The sequence below is a fragment of the Mesonia aestuariivivens genome (assembly GCF_019311235.1).
GTDB lineage: Bacteria > Bacteroidota > Bacteroidia > Flavobacteriales > Flavobacteriaceae > Mesonia > Mesonia aestuariivivens.
The window spans coordinates 102,837-114,581 of the sequence record NZ_JAHWDF010000009.1 but is presented as its reverse complement, the minus strand read 5'-3'; the positions used below and the strand labels follow the sequence as shown (position 1 = coordinate 114,581).

The 11,745-nt window shown below is 34.9% G+C and carries 7 protein-coding genes; all 7 read left to right on the top strand.

Annotated features, from left to right (window positions below; genetic code table 11):
* The first annotated feature begins 13 nt into the window (after positions 1–13).
* Positions 14–1,600 (top strand): RagB/SusD family nutrient uptake outer membrane protein, encoded by a 1,587-nt coding sequence (locus KW502_RS09795; RefSeq protein ID WP_219040377.1) that lies wholly within the window; start codon positions 14–16, stop codon positions 1,598–1,600.
* Positions 1,601–1,671: 71 nt separating this feature from the next.
* Complete coding sequence (locus KW502_RS09790) at positions 1,672–3,444, top strand: alkaline phosphatase (protein ID WP_219040376.1); 1,773 nt, start codon at positions 1,672–1,674, stop codon at positions 3,442–3,444.
* A gap of 345 nt (positions 3,445–3,789) precedes the next feature.
* On the top strand, positions 3,790–5,337 hold the full coding sequence (locus tag KW502_RS09785) for a type I restriction-modification system subunit M (protein ID WP_219040375.1): 1,548 nt from the start codon (positions 3,790–3,792) through the stop codon (positions 5,335–5,337).
* The gene (locus KW502_RS09780; RefSeq protein WP_219040374.1) at positions 5,334–6,350 is read left to right on the top strand and encodes a virulence RhuM family protein; all 1,017 of its coding nucleotides are present in this window, start codon (positions 5,334–5,336) and stop codon (positions 6,348–6,350) included. The genes KW502_RS09785 and KW502_RS09780 overlap by 4 nt, the downstream gene beginning before the upstream one ends.
* On the top strand, positions 6,343–7,620 hold the full coding sequence (locus KW502_RS09775) for a restriction endonuclease subunit S (protein ID WP_255554198.1): 1,278 nt from the start codon (positions 6,343–6,345) through the stop codon (positions 7,618–7,620). Before KW502_RS09780 ends, KW502_RS09775 begins: the two co-directional genes overlap by 8 nt.
* Before the next feature lie 619 nt (positions 7,621–8,239).
* Complete coding sequence (locus KW502_RS09770; protein WP_219040373.1) at positions 8,240–8,599, top strand: four helix bundle protein; 360 nt, start codon at positions 8,240–8,242, stop codon at positions 8,597–8,599.
* A gap of 22 nt (positions 8,600–8,621) precedes the next feature.
* Positions 8,622–11,720, top strand: coding sequence for a type I restriction endonuclease subunit R (locus tag KW502_RS09765; protein WP_219040372.1), 3,099 nt, complete (start codon positions 8,622–8,624; stop codon positions 11,718–11,720).
* The last annotated feature ends 25 nt before the right edge of the window (positions 11,721–11,745 follow it).

Sequence of the window (11,745 nt, the reverse complement as noted above, 5' to 3'; positions counted from 1 at the left end):
TAAAAAGAAAATTATGATAAACTATATCAAACTTAAAAGCATTGCGCTTTTTTCTATAGCAGCGTTAATGTTTACTTCGTGCTCAGATGATTTTACAGATGTAAACTCTAAAGGAAGCGTTTCTTACGGAAATTTCTGGAAAACAGCAGATGATGTAAATCTTGCGGTTAATGGTATGTATGAAGAAATGAAAACTTCAGAAATGTTTGGGCGTGGCTTCTTTTGGTACATCAATGCCTCCGACGATATGATTACGGGGCGTATTAAAGCCGATGCCGATAATGTGAAAAACTTTGTATGTACTGGCGATGAAGGGTATACCGGTAATATGTACCCTAGGGCTTTTAAAGTAATTCGTAGAGCGAATGATATTTTAAAAAATATTCCAGCAATGAATATTAGTGAAGATTTAAAAAATCAAGCAATGGGAGAAGCTTATTTTATGCGTGGTTTTTTCTATTTCTGGTTAGCCCATACCTATGGTGATGATGGTCAAAACGGGGGGATTCCTATTGTTACTGTAGATAATATGGATGCTTCGGCAGGAACTTATGAGCGTCCCTCAAGTGTAGTAGAAAATTACGATCAAATTGTGCAAGACCTAGAAGCTGCAGCAGAATTATTACCGCTATTTACAGAAATGTCTGGAGCAGATTATGGGCATGCGCATAAAGATGCTGCTTACGCTTATATCGCGAAAACGTATTTATACTGGGCACAATATGATGCTAGTCAATATGAAAATGTGGTTAAATTTAGTGATAAAGTGACCAATTCAGGTTCAGGAAGAGCTTTAATTGATACCGATCAACCAGCAGAAGATTTTAGATTATTGCACAGTCATTTAAACAATTGGACGAGCGAATACATTTGGTCGGTCAACTCTGGTGTAAATGGGGGTAGTATATTATCTGGTGTGATGTTAGAAAATAAAGGATGGAGTAAATATAATGGTTGGGGTTACTACCAACCCACTTTAGAATTGTATGAAGCTTTTGAAGCAAATGATGCCCGTAAAGAAGTAACTATCTTAGCGTATGGAGACGAGTTCTCTTATTTTGGAGAAGATAGAAGATACTACTCAGAAAATTCTTTATCTGGATTTCAGTTTAACAAATACATGTATGAGTTTGGGTATGAAAACCCTATTGGAACTTATGTAAATAGCAATGGTGACGATCCATCTACAGTTTATAATATACCACTTTTACGTTATGCCGAAGTATTATTGATGAAATCTGAAGCTTTAATCATGCAAGGACAAAATGGTGATGCACCCTTAAATGCGGTTCGCGATAGAGCAGGCTTAGCTGCAATTTCAGGAGCTACTTTAGAAGATGTAAAGCATGAACGTCGTGTAGAATTGGCAGGAGAATTTGCCAACCGCCATTTTGATTTAGTGCGTTGGGGCGATGCCGAAGAAGTATATGCTCAACCCTTACACGGAAGAATACACGAAGATCGTACAGATCCTAACTCTAATTATAGCATACAAGAAGTATGGAGTGCAAGAAATTACGATAGTTCTTATATGCACGTTTGGCCACTACCAACTACAGTGATTGAAAGCTCAGGAATACCTCAAAACCTAGGTTGGTAATATTTGATTGTTTGTTTCATGTAAAGCTGCTATTCTTAAAATAGCAGCTTTTACTACCTCTATTTTATACTATGAAAAATTTAATACTAAGTTTTTGGATCCTAATTACAGGCTTTGGTAGTCTGTACGCACAGCAATATCCAATAGTTCATTCTCATAATGATTATGAACAGCAAATTCCATTTTGGCAAGCTTATGCTGCAGGAGCTCGTTCTATAGAAATTGATGTTTTTTATAAACACAAAAAGCTTTGTGTAGCCCACAGAGAAGATGAAATTTCAGAAACTAGAACACTAGAAAGTCTTTACTTACAACCTTTAAAAGAGGCGGCATCATTACAAATGCTAACTAATGAGCCACTTCAATTATTAATAGATGTTAAAACCGATGCGCATCAAACACTAAAAGAGTTAGTAAAGGTTTTAGCCAATTATAAAGCGTTGTTGGCAGAGAATACTATTAAAATTATCATTTCAGGAAATCAACCTTCACCAAAACAATTTCATAACTACCCTAATTTTATTCAATTTGATTATCAATCGTTAGCGCCACTAACCTCTGCTCAATGGGAACGTGTTGCCATGATTAGTCTTCCTTACCCCAACTATGCTAACTGGAATGGGAAAGGTAGATTTACAGAACAAGACCTGCAACAGGTAACACAAGTGATTAAAAAAGCTCAGGCTTATGGAAAACCTTTTCGCTTTTGGGGAACTCCAGATTCTAAAAGTGCTTGGAAAGCGTTTGTAGATTTAGGTGTAGAAGTAATTAATACAGACCAACCTTTTACCTGTGTAAACTATATAGAAACTCTGCCCAAACGTATCTATAAAAATGAAATATTTTCAAAAGTATACCAGCCTACTTATGCCACTGATGGAGAAGAAACAGCAGTGAAAAATATTATTTTGTTAATAGGAGATGGTAATGGGCTTTCTCAAATTTCTGCTTCAACTTTAGCTAATGGAGGCGAGCTTAGTCTAACACAACTAAAACACGTGGGATTAATTAAAACTTCTTCTGCAGACGATTTTACAACCGATTCTGCTGCTGCGGGAACTGCTTTGGCTACAGGTGAAAAAACTTATAACCGTGCCATTGGGGTTGATGTTTCAGGCAATAAAATCTCAAGTATTTGTGAAGTTTTACAACAAAGAAATTTTAATACCGCAGTGATCACTACCGATGAAATTACAGGAGCAACACCTAGTTCTTTTTATGCACACCAAAAAGATCGTGGCATGACGCAAGCCATAGCTTCAGACTTATATGAGAGTGAACTTACGCTTTTTGCTGGAGGAGGGAAAAAATATTTTGAAGTAGAAATGCCTTTTCAGTTGGTCGAAACTCCAGAAGCTATTTCTTCATCAACAGCAGCACGTGTAGGTTATTTTATGGCGAATGCTGGGGTGCCTTCTGTATTAAAAGGTCGTGGTGAGCAATTTCCAAAAGTTGTTGAGCATAGTCTTAAGTTTTTAGAAAAACAAAAACAACCTTTCTTTGTGATGATTGAAGGTGCCCAGATCGATAAATTTGGACATTTTAATGAAGTAGGTGGGATAGTCAGCGAAGGTATAGATTTTGATAAAGCAATTTCAAGAGCTTTGCAATTTGCAGATACTCACCCCGGAACTTTGGTGGTTATTACCGCAGATCATGAAACTTCAGGATTTAGCGTTCCGCAAGGAAATCTAGAAAATCACATGATAGAAGGTGACTTTACCACCCATGATCATACCGCTACCATGGTGCCGGTTTTTGCATACGGACCCCAAGCTCAAAAATTTACCGGAGTGTATGAAAATAACGAAATTTACCATAAAATTTTATCACTTCTCAACTAAAAACTTTTTACCCCACGTAAGTTGGAATCCGTAGTCTTTAATTAGACTGCGGATTTTTTTTAGGATGCAAAAGAAACTTAAGCTTCTTTTGCTTCTATACTTTGTTTATCATCTATTTTCTAACCTAATACCTTTTTTCTTCTACAAACAAAAACTAACGTTGGTTAAAGGCTTGCTTTAAGTAGGTTATAAAACTTCCTAGGGATAAGCTTTAATACTTATTAACTTGTCAAAAAAGATTTATATTTTTAACCTCTTCAATTAAAAAAAACTTTGTAGCGTTGAAAACTAAGTTTTGTTGAAAAAATATTCCACTATAGGGAATAAAACATCTAAATTTAATAAATGACAAGTACAGCACAAAGAGCCGAATTACAGAGCCAAATTTGGAAAATAGCCAATGACGTTCGAGGTTCAGTAGATGGTTGGGATTTTAAGCATTTTGTTTTAGGAAGTCTTTTCTATCGTTTTATTAGTGAAAATTTCACCATTTACATTGAGGGTGGTGATGAAAGTATAGATTATGCCAGTTTATCAGATGAGGTAATTACCCCAGAAATTAAAGAAGATGCGATAAAAACCAAAGGCTATTTTATTTACCCAAGCCAGCTTTTTAAAAATATCGTAAAGAATGCTAACTCTAACGAAAACTTAAATACAGATTTAGCCGCCATTTTTTCTGCTATTGAAAGTTCTGCCAACGGTTTCCCTTCTGAGGAAGATATTAAGGGCTTATTTGCAGATTTTGACACTACCAGTAGCCGACTGGGAAGCACGGTAGAAAGTAAAAACAGCCGTTTAGCAAAAGTTTTAAAAGGAGTGGCCGGTTTAAAATTTGGTAGTTTTGAAGACAATAAAATCGATTTCTTCGGAGATGCCTATGAATTTTTAATCTCCAATTATGCGGCCAATGCAGGGAAATCTGGTGGAGAGTTTTTTACGCCTCCCAATGTTTCGCATCTTATTGCAAAATTAGCATTACATAAACAAGAGACGGTTAATAAAATCTATGATCCTGCGGCGGGTTCGGGTTCATTATTATTGCAAGCGAAACCTTATTTTAAAAATCATATCATACAAGAAGGTTTTTACGGCCAAGAAATTAACTATACCACCTATAACCTGGCGCGGATGAATATGTTTTTGCATAACATCAATTACGACAAGTTTCATTTGGTACACGGTGATACGCTGATAACTCCTGAATTGGGAGATGAAAAACCTTTTGAAGCCATTGTTTCCAATCCGCCCTATTCGGTAAAATGGATTGGTAACGATGATCCTACCATGATTAACGACGATCGTTTTGCGCCCGCTGGTGTGTTAGCACCTAAATCGAAGGCAGATTTTGCTTTTGTACTACACGCCTTAAGTTATTTATCAAGTAAAGGTAGAGCGGCTTTAGTTTGTTTTCCGGGTATTTTTTACCGTGGCGGTGCCGAGCAAAAAATTAGAAAATATTTGGTAGAAAACAACTTTGTAGAAACCGTTATTTCTTTAGCGCCTAATTTGTTTTTTGGGACTTCTATAGCCGTAAATATTTTGGTGCTTTCAAAAAGTAAAACCGATACGAAAACCCAATTTATAGACGTAAGTGGGGAAGACTTCTTTAAAAAAGAAACCAATAATAATGTGTTGCTCGATAAGCATATTGATACCATTATTGAGATGTTTGATAATAAGAAGGAAGTAGCTCACGTAGCGACGACTATCGATAATAAGAAAATAGCAGACAACGACTATAACCTATCGGTCAGTTCTTATGTAGCACCAAAAGATACCCGAGAGAAAATAGATATTAAGGTACTCAATAAAGAAGTTGAACAAACCGTAAAAAAAATAGATAAGCTAAGGTCAGAAATTGATGCCATCGTAAAAGAAATTGAAGGATGAGTAAAATAAATAGTAACCTTATAATTTACAAAAGTGATGATGGTCTTGCTCAACTATCCGTTCATCTAGAAGATGAAGATGTTTGGTTAACCCAGAAGCAATTGGTAGAACTCTATCAAACTTCAAAGTCTACAGTAAGTGAGCATATAAAGAATATTTATACCGATGAAGAACTAATGCCAGAAGCAACTGTTCGGAAAATCCGAACAGTTCAAACAGAAGGTAATCGGGAGGTTACTAGGCATCTAGACTATTATAACCTAGATATGATTATAGCTTTAGGGTATAGAATTAATTCTAAAATTGCAACACAATTTCGTATCTGGGCAACCCAACGCTTAAAAGAATATATCGTAAAAGGTTTTACCATAGATGATGACCGCCTTAAAAACCTTGGCGGTGGCAATTACTGGAAAGAGTTATTAAACCGCATACGCGATATACGTTCTAGCGAAAAAGTAATGTATAGGCAAGTATTAGATTTATATGCTACCGCTACAGACTACAACCCCAAAAGCCAAGAAAGCACTACCTTCTTTAAAATTGTACAAAACAAACTACACTATGCCGCCCACGGCAATACGGCTAGTGAAGTTATTTTTTTAAGAGTAGACAGTAATAAACCTTTTGCTGGCCTCACCAATTTTAAGGGAGAACAACCCACCCAGGCAGAAGCCATGGTCGCCAAAAATTTTTTAGCCGAAAAAGAACTTAAAGTACTCAATAATCTGGTAGCCGCTTATTTTGATTTAGCCGAATTAAATGCGATTGAAGAAAAAGAAATGCGTATGGCAGATTATGTACAAGAACTAGACAATATCTTAGCCACTACAGGCCGTAAAGTGCTGGGCGATGCCGGTAAAATATCTTCAGAAAAAGCTAAAGAAAAAGCAAGCCAAGAATACAAAAAGTACAAAGCCAAAACACTAAGTACCGTAGAAAAAGACTATTTAAACACCCTTGCTGCCTTAGAAAAGAAAGCCAAAAAAGAAAGCCGCAAGCCTAATGGATAAAGAAAAATTAAAAATGGATAATGCAGAAGCAAATACTAATAGCCAAGATAATCTCCCATTTTTAGAGAATTTATTAGATGGGGTTGAAGTGGAATGGAAAACAGTTGATGAAATATTTAATGTGAAAAATGGATATACACCTTCAAAAAAGAAAAAGGAATTTTGGCAAAATGGGGATATACCGTGGTTCCGTTTAGAGGATATTAGACAAAATGGGAGAATTTTAAATACTGCGTTTCAACAAGTCACGAAATCAGCAGTTAAAGGTGACCTAATTCCTGCAAACTCTCTATTTATGTCTACTACTGCAACAATAGGTGAGCACGCTTTAGTTTTAACTCCATTTTTAACTAATCAACAAATTACCAGTTTTAGTCTAAAAGATGCCTATAAAGAAATTTTGAGTATCAAATTTATGTTTCATTATTTCTTTAAATTCAGTAATTGGTGTAAAGAAAACGCTAATAAGAATGGTAGTCTCGGTATTATAGGTGTTAAGAAACTTAAAGAGTATAAAATCCCCATCCCTTGCCCGGAAAACCCAAAAAAATCTTTAGAAATTCAACAAAAGATAGTTGACATTCTCGATACGTTTACCGAGCTTACCGCAGAGCTTACCGCAGAGCTTACCGCAGAGCTTACCGCCCGTAAACAGCAGTTTAGCTACTATCGGGAACAGTTGTTGAGTTTTGATGAAAATGAGGTTGAGTGGAAGACTTTGGGAGAAATTGGAGAATATTCTAAAGATCGTATCGGTTTTGAAGAGTTAGATGAGAATAATTACGTAGGTGTCGACAATCTATTACAAGATAAGTTAGGTAAGACAATTTCGACCAGAGTACCTACTAAAGGAAATTCTACACGATTTCAAATTAATGATATACTAATTGGAAATATAAGACCGTATTTAAAGAAAATTTGGTTGTCTGATAGCATAGGCGGAACTAATGGAGACGTTTTAACTATTAGACTAATTAACGAAAATATAAGTCCAAAATTTCTATATCAAGTTTTAGCAGATGATAATTTCTTTGCATTCAATATGAAGTACTCAAAAGGAGCTAAAATGCCTCGTGGTAATAAAACGAAGATAATGGATTATTTAATACCCATTCCTTCACCGAAAGAACAAGAACGCATCGTATCTATTCTGGATAAGTTCGATATAATTACCACTTCTATCAGCGAGGGGTTACCTAAAGAAATAGCGTTACGGCAAAAGCAATATGAGTATTATCGCAATCAATTGTTAGCGTTTGGTAATGGTTAAGTTTTAATGGTTAATGGTTAATGATAAATGGTTAATGATTAATGGTTAATGATAAATGGTTAATGGTTGATGATAAATGGTTAATGATTAATGGTTAATGGTTAATGGTTGATGGTTGATGATAAATGGTTAATGGTTGATGGTTAATGGTTGATGATAAATGGTTAATGGTTGATGGTTAATGGTTGATGATAAATGGTTAATGGTTGATGGTTAATGATAAATGGTTGATGATAAATGGTTAATGATTAATGGTTAATGGTTAATGGTTGATGATAAATGGTTAATGGTTGATGGTTAATGATAAATGGTTGATGGTTGATGATTAATGGTTAATGATAAATGGTTAATGGTTGATGATTAATGGTTGATGATAAATGGTTGATGATAAATGGTTAATGATAAATGGTTGATGATAAATGGTTAATGATAAATGGTTAATGATTAATGATAAATGGTTAATGGTTGATGATAAATGATTGATGATAAATGGTTAATGATAAATGGTTAATGGTTAATGGTTGATGATAAATGGTTAATGGTTGATGGTTAATGATAAATGGTTAATGATAAATGGTTAATGATAAATGGTTAATGGTTGACTACTAATAATTAAAGAATGAAGAAGAATATTGTAAAGGATAAGAGTTTTGAGTTTGCGGTGCGTATCGTAAAGCTTTATCAATATTTATGCGAACAGAAAAAGGAGTTTGTTTTATCAAAACAATTATTACGTTCTGGTACAAGTGTAGGCGCAATGCTGCGTGAGGCAGAACACGCAGAAACAAAAAAAGACTTTATCCATAAAATGGCTATTGCTCAAAAAGAAATTAATGAAACGATATATTGGTTAGAGCTATTAAAAGCTACAAATTATCTTACAAGTGAAGAATTTATGAGTCTAAATAATAAGGCTGTTGAAATTATAAAGTTAATCACAACCATTATAAAAACAACTAAAACCAACATTAACAACTAACCATTAATAATTAACCATTATTATGTATAAACCCATCGCAGAATCTAAAAACTTTATTATTTTAGATAGATACCAAAAGTTTTCAGAAGTTAACGAAGCCCCGGTAAGCTATCAAACCGAAGCGGCTTTAGAAAAAGAACTTATTCAAGATCTAAACAACCAAGGTTACGAGTTACTTCCGCAGCTTAATCAACAAACCATGTTAGCCAATGTACGGGTACAATTGCAAAACCTAAATGATATGCAATTTACCGATAAAGAGTGGCAGCGTTTTGTAGTTGAGTATTTAGATAAACCTAGCGATAACCTTGTCGATAAAACCAGAAAAATACACGACGATTATATCTACGATTTCGTGTTTGATGATGGGCATATCCAAAACATCTACCTGGTCGATAAGCAAAATATAACACGAAATAAATTGCAAGTTATTTCGCAATTCGAGCAAAAAGGCACACACGCCAATCGTTATGATGTTACTATTTTAGTGAATGGTTTGCCCTTGGTGCAAATAGAGCTTAAAAAAAGAGGCATTGCCATTCGTGAAGCTTTTAACCAAGTACATCGGTATACCAAAGAGAGTTTTAATACCACAAATTCGTTATTCAAATATTTACAGCTTTTTGTCATTACTAACGGTTCAGATACGCGTTATTTTGCCAATACCGTAGAACGAAATAAAAATAGTTTTGATTTTACGATGAATTGGGCATTGGCAGATAACCAACGGATTTTCGATTTAAAAGATTTTACCGCTACCTTTTTTCAAAGAAATGTATTACTTAATATTCTGCTGAATTATTCTGTATTCGATGTTAGTAATATCTTGCTGATCATGCGTCCTTATCAAATCGCAGCCACCGAGCGTATTTTATGGAAAATAAAAAGTAGTTACGAAGCTAAAAAATGGGCAACTACAGAAAGTGGCGGTTTTATATGGCACACCACAGGATCGGGAAAAACCTTAACCAGTTTTAAGGCAGCCCGCCTAGCCACAGAATTAGACTTTATAGATAAAGTATTTTTTGTAGTAGACCGTAAAGATTTAGACTTTCAGACCATGAAGGAGTATCAGCGATTCTCTCCAGATAGTGTAAACGGTTCTGATAGCACAGCTGGTTTAAAAAGAAATATCGAAAAAGACGATAATAAGATTATTGTCACGACCATTCAGAAATTAAACAACCTCATTAAAAGTGAAAAAGACTTAGAGCTTTACCAAAAGCAAGTCGTGTTCATTTTTGATGAAGCGCATCGCTCACAATTTGGGGAAGCTCAAAAAAATCTTCAAAAGAAGTTTAAAAAATACTATCAATTTGGCTTTACTGGTACGCCAATATTTCCTGAAAATGCGTTGGGCGCAGATACAACCGCAGGCGTATTTGGCACAGAGTTACATTCTTATGTGATTACCGATGCTATTCGGGATGAAAAAGTATTAAAGTTTAAGGTAGATTATAATGATGTTCGTCCTCAATTTAAAGGAATAGAAACCGAACAGGATTTAGAAAAACTAAGTGCAGCTGAAAACAAAAAGGCTTTATTACACCCTACACGTATAAAAGAAATATCACAATACATATTAAATAATTTTAGGCGAAAAACGCATAGAACAAAAGGCGGCAATAGCGGGTTTAACGCCATGTTCGCGGTAAGTAGTATAGATGCAGCAAAATCTTATTACGAGATGCTTAATGCGTTGCAAAAAGATAGCGACAAACCTTTAAAAATTGCCACTATCTTTTCTTTTGCAGCTAATGAAGAGCAAAATGCCATAGGCGAAATTCAAGACGAAAGTTTTGAAGTTTCAGCAATGGATATGAGTGCTAAAGAATTTTTAACCAAAGCGATTAACGACTACAACCAACTATTTAAAACCAGTTTTGGAGTAGATAGTAAAGAATTTCAAAACTATTATCGCGATTTAGCCAAGCGAGTTAAAAATCAGGATATCGACTTTTTAATTGTGGTAGGGATGTTCTTAACCGGTTTTGATGCACCTACTTTAAATACTTTGTTTGTAGATAAAAACTTACGTTACCACGGTTTAATGCAAGCCTTTTCGCGTACCAATCGTATTTACGATGCCACCAAAACCTTTGGAAATATTGTCACGTTTAGAGATTTAGAAAAAGCTACGGTAGATGCGATTACGCTATTTGGAGATAGCAAAACCAAGAATGTTGTTTTAGAAAAAAGCTATAAAGAATATTTAGAAGGTTTTGCAGATATCGCTACAGGGAAAGCACGTCGTGGTTATATAGAAATCGTAAACGAGTTAAACGAGAAGTTCCCAAATACAGACCAGATAGAAACCGAAAAAGATAAAAAAGAATTTTCTAAACTCTTTGGGGAATACTTACGTGTAGAAAACATCTTGCAGAACTACGATGAATTTACGTACCTGAAAGCACTTCAAAAAATAGACAAAGATGATAAAGAGGCTGTAGAAGAATTTAAAGAAAACAACTTCTTAACCGATGCAGATCTAGAAAATATGCAAGGCCTTGATGTACTGGAAGAACGAACCGTACAAGATTATCGCTCTACCTATAATGATATTCGTGATTGGCTAAGAAGAGATAAACAAGGCAAAGAAGCAGAAGAATCTAGTATTGATTGGGACGATGTAGTTTTTGAAATTGATTTATTGAAATCACAAGAAATCAACTTAGACTATATTATTGAGTTGATTTTTGAAAACAATAAGAAAACAAAAAGTAAAGCCGATTTAGTAGAAGAAATAAGACGCGTAATTCGTGCGAGTATTGGCAATAGAGCCAAAGAAAGCTTAGTGGTAGATTTTATCAATTCAACAGACTTAGATGCGATAGAAGACAAATCTGGTATTATAGAAGCTTTTTTTGCATTTGCTCAAAAGAAGCAAAAGAAAGAAGCCGAAGAATTAATTAAAGACGATAACTTAAATGAAGCAGCAGCCAAACGCTATATGTTATCTTCTCTAAAACGTGAATATGCTAGTGAAAACGGCACAGAGTTAAATTCGATTTTACCAAAAATGAGTCCGTTAAACCCGCAATACCTCACCAAAAAACAAAGCGTGTTTCAAAAAATAGCAGGCTTTGTCGAAAAGTTTAAAGGAGTAGGTGGTCAACTCTAATAGGGAGATTAGTCAATAGAAAAAG

Excerpts from the sequence above, each read along its gene's own strand:
- KW502_RS09795 (WP_219040377.1), top strand. The coding sequence starts at position 14 with ATGATAAACTATATCAAACTTAAAAGCATTGCGCTTTTTTCTATAGCA.
- KW502_RS09790 (WP_219040376.1), top strand. The coding sequence starts at position 1,672 with ATGAAAAATTTAATACTAAGTTTTTGGATCCTAATTACAGGCTTTGGT.
- KW502_RS09785 (WP_219040375.1), top strand. The coding sequence starts at position 3,790 with ATGACAAGTACAGCACAAAGAGCCGAATTACAGAGCCAAATTTGGAAA.
- KW502_RS09780 (WP_219040374.1), top strand. The coding sequence starts at position 5,334 with ATGAGTAAAATAAATAGTAACCTTATAATTTACAAAAGTGATGATGGT.
- KW502_RS09775 (WP_255554198.1), top strand. The coding sequence starts at position 6,343 with ATGGATAAAGAAAAATTAAAAATGGATAATGCAGAAGCAAATACTAAT.
- KW502_RS09770 (WP_219040373.1), top strand. The coding sequence starts at position 8,240 with ATGAAGAAGAATATTGTAAAGGATAAGAGTTTTGAGTTTGCGGTGCGT.
- KW502_RS09765 (WP_219040372.1), top strand. The coding sequence starts at position 8,622 with ATGTATAAACCCATCGCAGAATCTAAAAACTTTATTATTTTAGATAGA.